This window comes from Allosphingosinicella deserti, from assembly GCF_003012735.1.
GTDB classification, from domain to species: domain Bacteria; phylum Pseudomonadota; class Alphaproteobacteria; order Sphingomonadales; family Sphingomonadaceae; genus Allosphingosinicella; species Allosphingosinicella deserti.
Genome location: NZ_PXYI01000003.1, coordinates 412805 through 431473 on the forward strand (window position 1 = coordinate 412805; position 18669 = coordinate 431473).

Consider the following 18669-nt stretch of genomic DNA (forward strand, 5'->3'; position numbering starts at 1 on the left):
CCGAACGTCAAGGGAATGATGGCAATGGCGCAGGCAGCGAAGTCGGAAGCCGCGACAAGCGGCGCGAAGGCGACCGCCGACGGCGATGCGCCGCCTCCCTTTCAAGACGCGATGATCGAGCCGGTTGCCGACGCGGATACCGGCCGGGCGCCGCTCGGCGCTGCCAAGGTCGTCAACCTGAGCGCCGACGACAAGGCCATGCTCGGCATTCCGTTCGCGCCGTTCAAGGCCGAGATCGTCGACGTCGACGTGATCCTGATCTTCGAGGACGGCACCAAGATCATCATCCCCGGCATGGCGCTGGCAGCCTTTTCCGGCCGCAAGGCTATGCTGATCTTCACCGACAAGGAAGTCACCGGGCAGGAGGCGGTGGCGACGGTCGGGGAGATACGCGAGCAGACGGCGTCGCTCGCCCTCTCATCGATCGAGACGGAGCAGCCCGCTGCCCCCCGGGCGGGTCCGGAACCGGAGGCGGAGGGGGGCGCCGTTCAGCCGGATCAGTCCGCACGCAGCCAGGCCGATGCCGCCGCCAAGGAGGAGTCGAGCCACAAATATGACGAGGAACATCGCGCGCTGACCGAAAAGATCAGCAACACGCGGTCCTCCTCGCCCTCGCCCCCGAGCCAGCCATCGGCACGCGCCCTGGAGCCGGCGCCCGAGGATGCGATCGGCCCGGCCGGCATCGGCAAGCTCGTGCCGACCCTCAATTTCAAGCTGTTCAATTCCGAAGGCGTCACCACGACTTCGGTGAACGGCCAGGCGGTCATCAAGGGCGACACAGGCGGACCCGGGTCGTCCAAGGATGCCGGCTACACTGCGCAGAGCGCCAGGGAGACGATCACCGGATCGTCGGCCGATGACGTCATCTTCGCCGACAATCCCGCACATGCGCCCGCCGGCGCGACCATGCGCGTCCTCCACGTCGAAGCGATGGTGCCGAGCGCAAACCTGCAATTGCTGCAGGTCCTCGTTCCCTCGCTTCCCGAAGGCTACAGCATCGCCAACGCCACCCGGACCGAGAAGGGTTGGCTGGTCACGGTCGACACCGGGAGTATCGAGAAGCTCACCACGCTGACCGATGCGGCGGGCGTCGCGGTCCCCGTGCCGGCGAGCCAGTCGGCCTTCGGATTCGACCTGCAGCTGATCTACAGCCTCCCGGCAAGCGGCCAGGCGGCTGACAGCAGCGGGTTCCAGGACGAATTCTTCCTGCCGGTGCAGCTCGGCCTGTCGACCGACGGCAAGACCAGCACCAACGCAGTCGAGGTCTCGACCCATTTCGGGATCCGTATCGTCAACGCCGCCGGCGACATGGTGGTCACCGACCCTGTCACCGGCGATCCGATCCACGTGCTGTTCTCCAACCCGCCGGGCAACATCATCTCGGCCGGAGGCGGCAATGACCGGATCCATGCCGGCGCTGGCGATGATCAGATCGACGGCGGGGCGGGCGCGGATGTGGTCGACTACAGCCTGTCCAATGCGGCGGTCCAGGCAGACCTCGGCGCCCGCAAGGGCGACGGAGGCTATGCGCGAGGCGACGCCTATGAAGGTGTCGAAGGCCTGGTGGGTTCCGATTTCAACGATGTGCTGAGGGGCGACGGCGGCGACAACAGCCTCGACGGGGGCAAGGGCGCCGACCGGCTGGAAGGCGGTGCGGGCTTCGACACCGTCGACTATGGCGCCGCCTTCGACGGCGATGATGCGGACGCCGCCGCCGGGGTCGAGATATTCCTCGACGGCACGGCTTCTCGCGGCGGAACCGCGGAGGGCGATACGCTCGTCGGCATCGATCATGTGCTCGGCACCTCCGGCGACGACCGGCTTCACGGCGCCGGCGGGTCGGAGATGCTCGAAGGCCGCAGCGGCGCCGACACGTTCACCGGCAGTGGCGGCGCCGACACGCTCGACGGCGGCGACGGCATCGACCTGGTCGACTATTCGGACGCGGCGGCCGGAGTCACCGCTTTTCTCGACGGCAGAGCCGGCCAAAGCGGGGACGCCGACGGCGACGTGTTGCGGAATATCGAGAATCTGGTCGGATCGGCCCATGACGACCGGCTGACCGGAAACGCCGGTGACAATGTCATCACCGGCGGCAAGGGCGCGGACACGATCGACGGCGCCGGCGGCACCGACAGCGTGGATTTCGGCGGCAGCGAGGAGGGGGTCACCGTCTATCTCGACGGCCGGGCGGGCGCGGGGGGCGACGCCGCGGGGGACACCTATGCCAATGTCGAGATCGTCATCGGCTCGAAGCAGGACGACCGCTTCGTCGGCGACATCGGCGGCGAGACCCTGATCGGCGGGGCGGGGGACGACAGTCTGGAAGGCGCCGCCGGCGCCGACATGCTGGACGGCGGCGACGGGTTCGACATTGCAAGCTACGAAGGCGCGTCGCGCGGCGTGCGCGTCGCGCTCGACGGCTCGGTGCTGGACGGCGGCGATCCGGCGGGTGACAGGTTCGTCAGCATCGAAGGGCTCCGAGGCTCCGGGTTCGACGATACTCTGATTGGAACGGCGGGTGACGACCTGCTTCTCGGAGGCGGCGGCGACGACAGCCTGTTGGGGCTCGGCGGTGCCGATCGACTGGACGGCGGCGACGGGTTCGACACGGTCGATTATGGATTGTCTCGCTTCGCGGTGAACGTCGACCTCGGCGGCGGACTGTCCGAGGGCGGCGACGCCGACGGGGACCGGCTGACCGGAATCGAGCATGTGATCGGCTCCGCCCTCGATGATCGCCTGTCCGGCAGCGCGGCGGACGACCGGCTCGAAGGCCGAAGCGGCGACGACGTGCTTCGGGGCGGTGCCGGCGCGGACATCCTCCAGGGCGGCGAGGGCGCCGACACCGCCGATTACGGCGGCTCGGCGAGCGGGGTCAGCGTCTCCCTTGACGGCAGGAGCGGCGTCGGCGGCGATGCGGAAGGCGACAGGCTGTCGGGGATCGAACGGCTGGTCGGCTCCGCGAATGCCGACCGGCTCGACGGCGATGCCGGTGACAATGTTCTGGCCGGCGGTGCCGGCGACGACGTGCTTTCGGGCGGACTCGGCGCTGATCAGCTGCAAGGCGGCGACGGGTTCGACACGGCCGACTATTCGGCAGCATCAGGGGCCGTGACCGTCCGGTTGGACGGCAACGGCTCGACCGGCGATGTCGCCGAAGGCGACCGGCTGACCGGGGTCGAGCGTGCCGTGGGCGGGGCCTATGCCGACACTCTGATCGGCGACAGCGGCGACAACGTCCTCGACGGCGGCGCCGGCGACGACCTGTTGATCGGTGGCCGCGGTGCGGACGAGCTGGTCGGCGGCACCGGCAACGACACTGCCGATTATTCGGACTCGGCGGCGGGCATCTCGATCGACCTTCCTGCCGGGATCGGCCGCGGCGGAGCGGCCGAAGGAGACAGGCTGAACGGCGTGGAGAACGTCGCCGGCTCCGTCCACGACGACCGGGTGCAGGGCGACGCCGGCGCAAACCAGCTTTCGGGCAATCTCGGCGACGACATCCTCGAGGGCGGCGCCGGAGCCGACCGATTGGATGGCGGCGGCGGCAACGACATCGCCGATTATGCGAGGTCGAATTCGGCTGTCGAGGTTGCTCTCGACGGGAGTGCCGGGGTTGGCGGCGATGCCGACGGAGACCGGCTCCTGGATGTGGAAGGCCTTCGCGGCTCCGCATACGGGGACAGGCTTGCCGGTAACGACGGCGCCAACAGCCTGCTCGGAGGCGGCGGCGACGACCTGCTTCGCGGCGGCATGGGTGCCGATCGGCTGCTCGGCGGCGACGGCGTGGACACTGCGGATTATGCAAATTCGGCGTCCGCCGTCATGGTGTCCAACGATGGTTCGCTGGGGCTCGGCGGCGATGCCCAGGGTGACACGCTGGACGGTATCGAGCGGATCGTCGGATCCGCTTTCGACGACAGCCTTGCGGGCGGTGCCGGCGACGACTTGCTCGTCGGCAACAGCGGCGACGATCGGCTGCAGGGCGGCGGCGGAGCCGACATGCTCGAGGGCGGAAGTGGCCTCGACATCGTGGATTACAGCCGTTCGCACGAAGCCGTTATTGCTGGCCTCGACGGGCGTGAAAACCGCGGCGGAGATGCCGAGGGCGATCGTTTCAGCGGCGTCGAAGGCCTGTCCGGTTCGGCCTATTCCGACACCTTTTACGGCTCCGGCAGCGAAGAGCGGCTGAGCGGGCAAGGCGGCAACGACATCCTGGTCGGATCGGCAGGCGGCGACCTCCTCGACGGCGGCGCCGGTTTCGACACCGTCGACTATGGCGGATCGGATTCGGGCGTCTCCGTCAATCTCACCACCGGCAGTGCTTCCGGTGGGCAGGCCGACGGCGATACCCTGAGCGGCATCGAAAGCGTCGCCGGTTCGGCTTTCGACGACTTCCTCACCGGTTCCGAGGATGGCGACACGTTGCGCGGGGGCAGCGGCGACGACCTGCTCTCGGGCCGTGCGGGCGCCGACACGATCGACGGCGGCGCTGGCCTCGATACGGCCGATTATTCGGCCAGCACCAGCGGTATCTCGCTGACCCTGGACGGAAGCATCGGCAGCGGCGGTGATGCGGCGGGGGACCATGTCGAGGGCGTCGAGCATATCGTCGGCTCCGAATATTCCGACACGATCACCGGTGTCGGCGCGGACGAGATGTTCGAGGGCGGAGCGGGCGACGATCGCCTTGCCGGCAGCGGCGGCCGCGACACTCTGGTCGGCGGGATCGGCGACGATCGCCTCGATGGCGGGGACGCCGACGACCGGCTCGAAGGCAATGAGGGCGACGACCTTTTGCGCGGCGGCGCGGGACGCGATCGGCTCGAGGGTGGCGCCGGGTTCGACACCGTCGATTATTCGGCGTCGTCCGCAGGCGTCTCGGTCGATCTCGGCACAGGTCTCGGTTTGGGCGGCGATTCCGAAGGTGACGTGCTCGGCAGCATCGAGGCAGTCGTCGGCTCGTCCTTCGCGGACAGGATGCTCGGCGGCGCATGGGCCGATACGTTCGACGGCGGTGCCGGTGACGATCATCTGTCGGGCGGAACGAACGGCGACACGTTGCGCGGCGGCGTCGGCGACGACCAGCTCGACGGCGGTGGGGGCGCCGACTTGCTCGACGGCGGCGACGGCCACGACGTGGTGGATTATAGCGGCTCGAGCGCCGGCGTTTCGATTTCCCTCGACGGATCGGCGGGACTTGGCGGCCAGGCAACCGGCGACAGCCTGGTCGGGATCGAGGAAGCGATCGGCAGCGGCGGCGCCGACATCATCATCGGCACCGGCGTGGACGAGATATTGCGCGGCGGCGGCGGCGACGACCGGCTGCAGGGCGGCGGCGGCGCCGACCTGCTCGACGGCGGCGCCGGCAGCGACACTGCCGATTACGGCACTTCCTCGGGCGCGGTAACGGTCGATCTCGAGAGCGGCACTGGACATGGCGGCCATTCCGAAGGTGACCGGCTGACATCGATCGAGCGGCTGGTCGGTTCGTCCGGCAGCGACGTCCTTCGGGGTGCTGCCGCCGAGGACAGGATCGAAGGCGGCGGCGGTGACGACCTGCTCGTGGGCCGCGGCGGCGACGACAGTCTCGAGGGCGGTGTGGGCAACGATGTGCTCGAAGGCGGCGCCGGTGCGGACGTGCTCGAGGGCGGCGCCGGAACCGACACCGTGGATTATTCCTCGTCCGGGGTCGCTGTCCGGGTCGGCCTCGATGGCGCGACCGGCGCCGGCGGAGATGCCCAGGGCGACGTGCTCGGCGGCATTGAACGGCTGGTCGGTTCGAGCTTCGATGACATGCTCACCGGCGGGATCCAGGCGGACCTGCTGGTCGGCGGCGCCGGCCACGACACGATTTCCGGCGGCAGCGGCGACGATCGCCTCGAGGGTGGCGACGGCGACGACCTGCTCGAGGGCGGCGCCGGGGGTGACGTCCTCGACGGCGGATCCGGTCGCGACACGGTCGACTATTCGGCGTCTGCCCAGGCCGTGACGATCAATCTGGACGGAACGGTGAGCGCCGGCGGCGACGCACGCGGCGACCAGCTTGTCGGCATCGAAAATCTGGTCGGCTCGTCCAACGACGACCGTCTCAGCGGCGCCGCCGCGGACGAGACGATCAGCGGCGGCGGCGGCGACGACATCGTCCGCGGCGGCGGCGGCAGCGACACCCTGCGCGGCGACGGCGGCAATGACCTGCTGGTCGGAGGTACGGGCGCCGACATCCTCGACGGCGGCGCCGGAATCGACACGGCGAGCTATGCCGAGGCGGCGGCCGGTGTGCGCGTGTCGCTCGATGGCTCGAACGGCCAAGGCGGCGAAGCGGCGGGCGACGTCCTCGCCGGCATCGAGAATTTGATCGGCTCCGGGTTCGACGACGAACTCGGCGGTGGGTCCGCGAGCGAGACGATCGACGCCGGTGCCGGCGACGACATCATCCTCGGCAGCGGAAGCGCGGACCTGCTGACGGGCGGAGCCGGGTTCGACACGGTTGATTATCGCGCGTCCAGTGGTGGAATTTCGGTACGGCTCGATGGCTCGACCGGCGCCGGCGGCGACGCGGCGGGCGATCAATATGCCGGGATCGAGGCGATCGTCGGCTCGAACCTCGACGATCTGCTCGGCGGCGGCAGTGCAGCGGATCGCCTCGACGGTGCGGACGGCAACGACATCATTGCCGGCGGCGGCGGCAACGATGCGCTTTACGGCGGCGGCGGCGACGATGTCATCGATGGCGGCGGCGGTGCCGACCTAGTGGACGGCGGCGCGGGGACCGACACCGTCGATTATTCCTCGTCCAGCTCCGGAGTGAACGTCTCGGTCGACGGCAGCACCTCCACGGGCGGCGCCGCCGAAGGCGACAGGCTGCAGAGCGTCGAGACCCTCGTCGGCTCCGGCTTCGACGACATCCTCCGCGGTACCGCCGCGGCCGATCGGCTGACCGGCGGGGCCGGCGACGACATTCTCGAGGGCCGCGGCGGCGCCGACGCGCTTCGCGGCGGCGACGGTCTCGACACCGCCGATTATTCGGGGGCCGCCGGCGGGATCGCGGTGTCGCTTGCCACCGGGAGCGGCACGCTCGGCGATGCGGCGGGCGACATGCTCGACAGTATCGAGCGGGTCGTCGGATCCGTGCATGACGATGTCGTCGACGGCTCGTCCGCGTCCGATCGGATCGAAGGCGGCGCCGGCAACGACATCCTCCGGAGCGGCGCTGGAGACGACCGGGTTTCCGGCGGTGCAGGCGACGACCTGATCGACGGCGGCGCCGGCGCCGATGCGGTCGATGGCGGCAGCGGCATCGATACCGCGGATTATTCCGCCTCCGCGATCGGGGTGCAGGTGCGGCTGGACGGATTTGCAAGCACCGGCGGTCTTGCCGAGGGCGATGTCCTCACCGGTGTCGAGGTCGCGCACGGCTCGGCTTTCGCCGATATCCTCAGCGGTTCGGCCGCCGACGAGCAGCTTCGCGGCGGTGGCGGCGACGACCTCCTCCGCGGCGGCGCCGGCGCGGACAGGCTCGAGGGCGGCGGCGGGATCGACACGGCCGATTATTCACAGGCGGGTACCGGCGTGGCCCTGAGCCTCACGAACGGAGGAAGTTCCGGCGAGGCGGCGGGAGACAGTTTCTCCGGGATCGAGATTGTCCAGGGCTCCGATTTCGGCGACCGGCTGGAGGGATCGGCCGCCGGCGATACGCTGCGCGGCGACGCCGGCGACGACGTGCTCGACGGCGCCGCGGGCGCGGACGCGATCGAGGGTGGCACAGGCGACGACGTGCTGCGCGGCGGCGCAGGCGCGGACATGGTCGACGGCGGGGCCGGCAGCGATACCGCCGATTACTCCACCTCCGGCGCTGCGGTCGCGATCAACCTGGACGGTTCTCTTTCGGCCGGCGGCGACGCTCAGGGCGATACCCTGGTGTCGATCGAGAACGTCACCGGGTCGGCATTCGCCGATGCGATCACCGGCACCAGCCAGAACGAGGCGCTCGACGGTGGCGACGGCGACGACCTGCTGCGCGGTCTCGGCGGTTCGGACCGGCTACGCGGGGGCGCCGGCAGCGACACGATGTTCGGGGGCAGCGGCGCGGACGTGATCGACGGCGGAGCGGGCTTCGACGTCGCGAGCTACGCGGAATCGACGGCCGGGGTGGTGGTGCGGCTGGACGGCGGTCCAAGCAGCGGCGGCGACGCCGCGGGCGACACGCTGAACGGGATCGAGGGCCTTGTCGGCTCCGCCTTCGCCGACACGCTCACCGGCGGCACCGCCGACGACGTGCTCGATGGCGGCGCCGGGGATGACCTGGTGGTCGGAGGCGCCGGGAACGACATGCTCCGGGGCGGGACCGGAGACGATCTCCTGGTCGGCGGCAGCGGCGCCGACACGATCGATGGCGGCAGCGGTTCGAACGTGGCGAGCTACGAAGGGGCAACCGGCGGCGTCGCGGTCGATCTTTCGGGCGCGGCCGGCACTGCCGGCGAGGCGGCGGGCGACAGGCTCGCAAATATCCAGACGCTCGTCGGCTCCGCTTTTGCGGACACGCTCGGCGGCGGCGCCGCCGGCGAAACCCTGCGTGGCGGAGCAGGCGACGATCTTCTGTTGGGAAGCGCCGGAGCCGACCTCCTGGACGGCGGCGCGGGCGTGGATCGCGTGAGCTATGCCAGCTCCGGCAGCGGCGTCACCGCCTATCTCGACGGGCGCTCCGGCGTCGGCGGTGACGCGGCAGGCGACACCCTGGTCGACGTCGAGGCGCTTGCCGGATCGTCGCACGACGACGTCCTGGTCGGCGGCGGTGCCGACGACACGATCGCGGGTGCGGGCGGCAGCGACCGGATCGAGGGCGGCGGCGGTGCCGACAGCCTGGACGGTGGTGCCGGCGACGACGTCGTCCTCGGCGGCGACGGCGCCGACCGCATCGACGGCGGTGCGGGCGGCGATACCGCCTCCTATGCGGACTCCGCGAGCGCAGTGAGCGTTGCTCTCGAGGGCTCCGCCGGCAGCGGGGGCACCGCGGCGGGAGACCGGATCGTCAACGTCGAGACCTTGCTCGGCTCCAGCCATGACGACCTCCTCGGTGGCAGCGCGGCGGGCGAGACGCTGTCCGGCGCGGACGGCGACGACCGCCTGCGCGGCAGCCTCGGTGCGGACCGGCTGATCGGTGGTCAGGGCAGCGATGTCGCCGATTATTCGGGGTCGGCGGCTGGCATAACCATCGGTCTCGACGGCGCCGCCGGGATCGGCGGCGACGCCGACGGAGACCGTCTCTCCAGCATCGAGCAGATCACCGGTTCCGGGCTCGCCGACCGCTTGTCGGGCGGGATCGACAGCGAGACGCTCGATGGCGGCGCCGCAGACGACGTGCTCGTCGGAAGCCTCGGCAACGACCGGTTCGTCGGCGGCAGCGGCTTCGACACAGCCGACTATTCCTCGTCCTCGGCGGGGGTGACGGTCGCGACCGACGGAAGCTTTGGCTCGAGCGGCGACGCCGCGGGCGACAGCCTCTTCGGGATCGAGCGTGTCGTCGGCTCGGCCCAGGATGACCGGTTGACCGGTTCAGGCGCCGACGAGACCCTCGAAGGCGGCGACGGCAGCGATTTCCTCTCGGGCCAGGGCGGACGCGATATCCTGCGCGGCGGCAGCGGCGGCGACACGCTGGTCGGCGGCGCCGGCGCGGACTTGCTGGATGGCGGCCTCGGCTTCGATACGGTGAGCTACGCCGGCGTGTCCGGTGCGGTGAGCGTCAACCTTGCGGCCAATAGCGGCGTGGGCAGCGACGCGCAGGGCGATACCTTCGCGAGCATCGAGCAGGTCGTCGGCTCCGACTTCGACGACAGCCTTGTCGGTGGCAGCGGCGACGAGACGCTGGCCGGCGGTGCCGGCGGTGACACGCTTGCCGGGGGCACCGGCAACGACCGGCTGGAAGGCGGCAGCGGCGATGATGTCCTGGACGGCGGCAGCGGCGGCGACGAACTGGTCGGCGGGGCTGGGTTCGACACTGCGGATTATTCGGCGAGCGCGGCTGCCATCGACATCACCCTTGATGGCTCGACCGGTTCCGGCGGGGACGCCGCCGGGGACAGCCTGCTCGGCGTCGAGCGAGTGATCGGCTCGTCTTTGGCAGACACGATCACCGGGGCCTCGGCAGCCGAAGTGATCGAGGGCGGTGCCGGCAACGACCTGCTGATCGGCAATGGCGGCGGCGACACGCTTCGCGGCGGCATCGGCAGCGACGTCCTGCGCGGCGGCGCCGGAGCCGATACCCTGGAGGGGGGCAGCGGTACCGATACTGCGGACTATTCGGGATCGATCCTCGGCGTCACGGTGACTTTGGACGGCTCCACCGGCATCGGCGGCGACGCGGAAGGCGACAGTTTCGCCGGCATCGAGCGCGTCGTCGGTTCGAGCGATTCCGATGCGCTTACCGGTGGGGCTGGCGACGATGTCCTGCTCGGCCAGGCCGGCGACGATGCGATCACCGGCGGTGCCGGCATGGACTCGGTGGCCGGCGGCGCCGGTGACGACCTGCTCGTCGGCGGTGCCGGAGCTGACCAGATCAATGGCGGCACCGGCACCGACACGGTGAGCTTCCTGACCTCCGCGGCCGGGGTCAGCGCATCGCTCGCGGGTGCGACAGGAATTGGCGGCGATGCGGACGGCGACGTCATCAGCAACGCAGAAATCCTGCAGGGCTCCAACCTGGCCGACGCTCTCTACGGGCGCGCAGGGGCCGAGACCCTTCTCGGGGAGGGCGGCAACGACCGCCTGTTCGGCAGTGCCGGTGCGGACCTCCTCGATGGCGGCGCTGGCTTCGACACGGCCGATTATTCCGGAGCGGCGGCCGGGATCGCGATCCGCATGGACGGAGTCGCCGGTTCGGCCGGTGACGCGCTCGGCGACGTCCTCGTCGACATCGAGGGTGTGGCAGGGTCGAGATTTGGCGACACGGTCCTCGGCAGCGGGAATGACGACAGGATCGACGGCGGAGACGGCGACGACATCCTCGACGGCGCGGCCGGCGACGACAGCCTTTCCGGCGGCAGCGGCGACGATCTGTTAGACGGCGGCATCGGCGCCGACGCGCTCGACGGCGGCAGCGGGGTCGACACCGCCGATTATGGTGCCTCCAGCACCGGGGTGATTGCCGCGCTCGACGGCAGCATCGGCTTCGGCGGGCGTGCAACCGGCGACACGCTGGTGAACATCGAGGTGCTGCGCGGTTCCGCCTTCGGGGACGTGCTGCGCGGCAGCGCCGGCAAGGATGTCCTCCAGGGCGCCGCCGGCGACGACGTGCTTGCCGGTGGTGCCGGTGCAGACATGCTCGAAGGCGGCGACGGATTCGACACCGTGGATTATTCGACGTCGACCAACGCCATCGTGCTCGACCTCAACGCAAGGACGGGGAGTGGCGGCGACGCCGCCGGAGACACGCTCACCGGTATCGAACGCGTGGTGGGATCGGGCCTTGGCGACGCCATCACCGGTTCGGCGGGCGCCGATATGATCGAAGGCAATGACGGCGACGACCGTATCGACGGCGGCGCCGGCGGCGACACGCTGCGCGGCGACGGCGGTAACGACATTCTCGTCGGAAGCGGCGGCAGCGACGTGCTCGACGGCGGCACCGGGACGGACACCGCCGATTATACCGCTTCGGGACAGGGGGTGACCGTCTACAACAATGGCGTCGACGCGGGTGCCGGGGGTACCGCGACGGGTGACGTGCTCGTCGGCGTCGAGCGTGTGCTCGGATCTGCTTATGGCGACACCTTGGTCGGCGGTGCCGATACGGACATGCTGGTCGGCAACGGCGGGAACGACGTGATCGAGGCCCGCGAGGGGGCGGACGTCATCGACGGCGGTGCGGGCTTCGACACGGCCTCCTACGAGCATGCAACGGGCGCCGTCACCGTGAGCCTCGCCGCAAATTCCGGAACCGTAGGAGAAGCCGCGGGCGACACCCTGAGCGGTATCGAACGCTTGCTGGGATCGGACTATGACGACACGCTGATCGGAGGCACCGGCGCCGAGACGCTCGAGGGCGGGGCGGGGAACGACCTGCTCGTCGCAAGCACCGGCGCCGACGCGTTGGGCGGCGGCGCAGGCACCGACACCGTCTCCTATGCGGCCGCCGCCTCCGGCATCATGATTGCCCTGGACGGCTCCGCCGGCAGCGGCGGCGTTGCGGCCGGCGATCGCCTCACCGGAGTCGAGGCCGTGATCGGCTCCGACTTCAACGACACGATCGCCGGGACCTTTTCCGACGACATGCTCGCCGGCGGCCTCGGCAATGACGTCCTAGCGGGCGGCTCCGGCACCGACAATCTCCTGGGGGGAGGCGGCGACGACAGCCTCGAAGGCGGCAGCGGTGCGGACGCCCTGGATGGCGGCGACGGAATCGACACCGCAAGCTATGCCGGCTCCGGCGCCGGCGTGACCATCGACCTCTCGCTCGGCACTGCCGGTGGCGGTGACGCTGCGGGAGACAGCTACACGGGCATCGAGCGGTTCGTCGGGTCGCGTGTCTCGGACACCATGATCGGCGGCCTTGCCGACGATCATCTCGACGGCTTCGACGGCAATGACCTCCTGCGCGGGGGCGATGGCGACGACGTCCTGCTCGGCGGCGTCGGCGACGACATGCTGGTCGGCGAAGCCGGGGCGGACTTCCTGTCTGGCGGCGCTGGCATCGACACCGCCGACTATTCCGGCTCGGGCTCCGCTGTGACGATCCGAACGGGCGGCACCTCGTCGGGCGGCGACGCCGACGGAGACACGATCAGCGGCGTCGAGAGGATCATCGGCTCGGCGTTCGCCGACCGCTTCGAGGGAAATGCTGCCGACGAGGACTTCAGCGGCGGCGCCGGAGACGACATGTTCGTCGCGTCCGGCGGCGCGGACATCTACCGCGGAGACGGCGGCATCGACATCGCCGACTATTCCGCCTCGACATCGAGCGGCATGCAGATCTACATGGACGGCAGCTTCGGCACCGGAGGCGATGCCGCCGGCGACCGGCTGTTCGACGTGGAAGTGGTGGTCGGGTCGGCTCAGAACGACACGATCACTGCCGGAGCCCTCGTCTCGAGCATAACGGCGGGCGGCGGCAACGATAATCTCTACGGCGGAGTCGCCGCCGATCTCCTCGACGGGGGCGAAGGCGACGACGTGATCGCCAGCGGCCTGGGGGCGGACCAGCTGGTCGGTGGGCTCGGCGTCGATACCGCGGATTATCGCCAGTCGAGCGCCGGCGTGACCATATCGAACGACGGCACCGCCGGTGCCGGCGGATGGGCCCAGGGAGACGTTCTCGCGGGCATCGAGCGGATCGAAGGTTCGCTCAATTATGCCGACACGCTCCGCGGCGGCCTGACCGGGGCGACGATCCTTGTCGGCTGGGGCGGCAACGACATGTTCGTCAGCTACGGCCACGCGGACACAATCGATGGCGGCACCGGTGCCGACACGATCGACTATTCCGGATCGCTCTCGGGCGTCACCGTACGCCTCGATGGCACGGCTTCGTCGGGGGGTGACGCTGCCGGCGACCGGATCCTCAATGTCGAAATCGTTTCGGGCTCGGGCCAGGACGATCTCATCTTCGGCACGGGGGTCAACGAAAGCTTCTTCGGCGGTGCCGGCAACGACATTCTTGTCGGCGGGGGCGGCGCCGACACGCTCGACGGCGGTGCCGGCTTCGACACCGCCGACTATGGCAGCGCGGGCGGCGTGGTCGTGCGCATGGACGGAACTGCCGGCGGTGCCGGCGACGCCGCCGGCGACGTCCTCGTCGGGGTTGAGCGGGTCGTCGGCTCCTCGCTTGCCGACACGATCTACGGTTCGGCAAGCGCCGATACCATCGTCGGCGGAGACGGCGACGACACGATCGCGCCGGGCCTCGGCGCCGATACGCTCGATGGCGGCAACGGCACCGACATGGTGGACTATGGCAGCTCTGCCTCGGCGATCACGGTCAACAGCGCAAACGGGGCGCTGTCCACGGGACAGGCGCAGGGCGACAGCTTCGTCAGCATCGAGCGTTTCAATCTCACCGGCCTGGGAGACACGTTCGTCGGATCGGCAGCGGCCGAAACCGTTTATGGGAATGACGGCAACGATAGTCTGGACGGCGGCGGGGCGGACGACGTCCTTCAGGGCGGCCTTGGCAATGACATCCTCGTCGGTGGCGCCGGCCAGGACGTGCTCGACGGCGGCTCGGGCATCGACACGGTCGATTATTCGGGCTCGGGGGCGGGCATCTCGATCAACCTGGCCACGGGTGTCGGCAATTCCGGCGGCGATGCGCAAGGGGACGTCTTCACGGTCAATACGATCGAGAATGCCGTCGGCTCGGCTCAGAACGACTCGATCGTCGGCACCGGCGGCGCCAACACCCTGTCGGGCGGAAGCGGGAACGACACGATCATCGGCGGTGGCAGCGGCGATATCCTCGACGGCGGTCTCGGCACCGACACGCTGAGCTACGCCAGCACTGGCAGCGCGGTGGCCGTGTCCTTGCTTGCCGGGACGGGCACTCTCGGCGACGCGGCCGGCGACAGCTTCACCAATTTCGAGAATCTCACCGGCGGCTCCGGCAACGACAGCCTCACCGGCAACAACAATCTCAATGTCATCGAAGGCGGCTTCGGCGTCGACACGATCTTCGGTCTCGGCGGCGACGACCAGATCAACGGCGGTGACGGCAACGACACGATCGATGGCGGCGCCGGGGCGGACGCGATGGACGGCGGGCTCGGGATCAACACGTTGAGCTACGGCAGTTCGGCGGCGGCAGTCTCCGCGTCCCTGCTCGCCGGCTCCGGCACGCTCGGCGACGCTGCCGGCGACACCTACGCGAACTTCGTCAATCTCACCGGCGGGCAGGGCAATGATGCACTGGTCGGCGATAGTGCCAACAACAGCATCCGCGGCGGCAACGGCATCGACACGATCGACGGCGGCGACGGCAACGATCTGCTCTATGGCGACGGCGGAGACGATATCCTGCGCGGCGGCACCGGGTCCGATTATTTCCAGGGCGACGCGGGCATCGACACGGTCGATTATTCGGCTTCGGGCGGCGGCGTCAGCGTCGACATCAGCAGCGGCATCGGCTCGGGAACCGGCGGCGACGCCCAGGGCGATACCTATCAGATTGCCTCGATCGAGAATCTGACGGGTTCCGGCTTCGGCGACACCCTGATCGGCGGCAGCGCGGGCAACGTCCTCAGCGGCGGCAACGGCAATGACAATCTGTCGGGCCTCGCCGGCAGCGACGTCCTGCTCGGCGGGAGCGGCAATGACGTGATCTCAGGCGGTTCCGGTGCGGATTCGATCGACGGCGGCGCCGGCGACAACACCCTCATCTTCGGCACCAATTTCGGCAATGGTGCGAGCGTTGCGGCAAGCGCGGGCGTGACCATCTATCTCGACGGAATCACCGCAGGGACGGGCGGCGACGCCGCGGGAGACACCTACAAGAACATACAAAACGTCTACCTGACCAACCTTGGCGACACCGTGTTCGGCACCAGTGCCAACGAATGGTTCCGGGGGCTCGGCGGCGCGGACTCGATCAATGGCGGCGGCGGCATCGACACCGCAAGCTATTGGGGATCCGGTGCCGGCGTGGCGATCAGCCTGGACGGCACGACGGGAAGCGGCGGCGAAGCCGCAGGCGACGTCGTCACCAATGTCGAAACCCTTGTCGGCTCCCAATATGACGACATGCTCGGCGGAAGCAGCGCTGGCAACAGCCTGTACGGGATGGAAGGCTCCGACGTGCTCAAGGGCGATGCCGGTGCCGACCTGCTGGACGGCGGCTCGGGGTCCGACACCGCCAATTACGCTCTTTCCGGGCTGGCCGTGACCGTCAACCTCGCAACCGGGCTGGGATCGGGCGGGGACGCCGCAGGGGACAGCTATGTCAGCATCGAGAATGTCGTCGGCTCGGGCGGCAACGACATGCTCTACGGCGACGCCGGCGACAATGTGCTGACCGGAGGGCTCGGCGACGATTACATGCGCGGCGGGGCGGGTGCCGACCAGCTCAACGGCGGCAGCGGCCTCGACACGGCCGATTATGCAGACTCGACGGCCGCGGTCACCTTGTATCTGGACGGGACCACCTCGCTCGGCGGCTTCGCCCAAGGCGACGTCCTGCTGTCGATCGATGTCGCACTGGGATCGTCCTTTGCCGACACGATCGTCGGCTCGAATGCGTCCGAGACGCTGAACGGCAATGACGGCGACGATGTCATCGCCGGCAATGTCGGCGATGACGTGCTGAACGGCGGCGCCGGCAACGACACGCTGAGCGGCGGCCAGGGAGCGGACCTCGTCGATGGAGGTGCCGACAGCGACAGCTTCAGCTACGTCAGTTCCAGCGCCGGGATCGTCGCCTATCTCGACGGCACTGCCGGTGTCGGCGGCGACGCGGCCGGCGACCGCCTCGTCAACATCGAACTGCTGACCGGCTCGGGCTTCGACGACATACTCTACGGCACGGGCAACGCACAGCGGCTCAATGGCGGGATCGGCAATGACGTACTGATCGGTGGGGCCGGTGCCGACATTCTGGATGGCGGCGCTGGGATCGACAGCGTGTCCTACCTGACCTCCGGCACCGGCATCTCGGCCAGCTTCGCGAGCGGCTCGCTGGTCGTCACCGGCGCGGACGCCACGGGCGACACGTTCATCTCGATCGAGGGTGTCGTCGGCACGAGCTATGCGGACACGCTGGCAGGCGGTGCCGCCGCCGAGCGGCTCGACGGCGGCGCAGGCGACGACATCGTCCAGGGCAGCAGCGGCGCCGACATGCTGACCGGCGGCAGCGGCAACGACACCATAAGCTATGCCGGATCCGCAACGGCGATTACGGTCGGGCTCGACGGCAGCGCCGGTGTCGGCGGCGACGCAGCGGGCGACATATTGTTAGGCTTCGAAACCCTGATCGGCAGCGCCAGTGCCGATACGCTGACCGGCTCCGCGGGTGACGACACCATCCGCGGCGGTACCGGCTCGGATCTCCTCCAGGGTGGCGCGGGAAGCGACAGCCTCTACGGCGAAGCCGACGACGATGTGCTGGTGGGCGGCCTGGGGGCGGACGCGCTCGACGGCGGTGCCGGCAACGACACTGCGAGCTATGCCGCCTCGGCGTCCGGCGTGACTGCAATTCTCGGCGGCGGCGCCGGTTCCGGGGGCGATGCCCAGGGCGACAGCCTGCTCGCCATCGAAAATCTGATCGGCTCGGCTTCGAACGACACCCTCGTCGGCGACGGCAATGCCAATCGGCTGGACGGCGGCAACGGCAACGATACTTTGGCGGGCGGCGCGGGCGCCGACATTCTCGTCGGCGGCGCCGGCTTGGACAGCGCGAGCTACGGCACCGCGTCGGCCAGCGTGACCGTGAACCTGCTCAACACGGCCCTCAACCTCGGGGAAGCGGCAGGGGACAGCTTCAGCAGCATCGAAGGGCTGATCGGCTCCGACCATGACGACGCGCTCACCGGGAACAACAACGCCAACAGCTTCGACGGCGGCCTCGGCGACGACACGCTAACCGGCGGTGGCGGCGCGGATGCCCTGAACGGGGGCAGCGGCATCGACACTGCCGATTATTCCTCGGCCGGCTCCGGGATCACCGTCTACATGGATGGGCGAACCGGCAGTGGCGGCGATGCGGCGGGCGACACTCTAGCCTCCATCGAGACGGTGGTCGGCTCTGCATTCCACGACATGCTTGTCGGTGACGCCGGCGGAAACCGCCTCGAGGGCGGTGCCGGCGACGACGTGGTCGAGGGCGGCCAGGGAGCCGACACGCTGATCGGCGGCACCGGGAGCGACACCGCGAGCTATGCCTCGGCGAGCGTCGGCGTTGCGGCAAACCTCGGCAACAGCCTCGGCAACAGCGGCAGCGCTGCGGGAGATAGTTACAGCAGCATAGAGAATCTGATCGGCTCCGGATTGGCGGACACTCTGGTCGGCGATAACGGCGGCAACGTGCTCGATGGCGGCGCAGGCAACGATCGACTGGCCGGGGGCGCGGGCGGAGACACCCTGATCGGCGGCTCGGGGAGCGATGTCGCCGACTATTCGGGCGCAAGTGCAGGTGTGACCCTCACTCTGGGTGCCGGCGGCTCCGGCTCTGCAGGGGATGCTGCCGGGGACAGCTTGTCGGGGATCGAGCAAGTGGTCGGCTCCAGCTATGGCGACGAATTCTCGCTGGACCTCAACAATGGATGGAGGGTCGACGCGGCCGGCGGGAACGACATTGTGCGTCTCGCCGCCGACAGCGGTACGATCACGGAGTCGAACCTGGCAGCTGTGCTGAGTCATGTCGAGACCATCGATCTCACCGCATCCGGAGCCATCGGCAATCTGACGGTCGGCGCGGACTTCGTCCAGTCGATTGTAGGCAATGGTGCCGCGTCGCATCTCACCCTCGATCTGGACGCTAACGACGCGTTGTCGCTGGCAAGCGGATCCTTTTACAACCAAGCCGGCAACGAATACACCTTCTACGCGGATTCCTCGATGACGACCGAGGTCGGAAAACTCACCATCGCCTGAGTGTGCGAAATTTACGGCGCCGTGGAAACGATCGGTTGCGCTTGGGAGGAGGTGATTGCCTCCCCTAGAGCATGATCGGATCAGGCGGAACCAGCT

General features: G+C 69.4%; 1 protein-coding gene. It reads left to right on the forward strand.

Annotated features, from left to right (window positions below):
* Window positions 1-24: 24 nt before the first annotated feature.
* On the forward strand, window positions 25-18573 hold the full coding sequence (locus C7I55_RS10325) for a hypothetical protein (protein WP_106512845.1): 18549 nt from the start codon (window positions 25-27) through the stop codon (window positions 18571-18573).
* The last annotated feature ends 96 nt before the right edge of the window (window positions 18574-18669 follow it).

Coding starts and splice junctions, on each gene's coding strand:
- C7I55_RS10325 (WP_106512845.1), top strand. CDS start 25: ATGGCGCAGGCAGCGAAGTCGGAAGCCGCGACAAGCGGCGCGAAGGCG.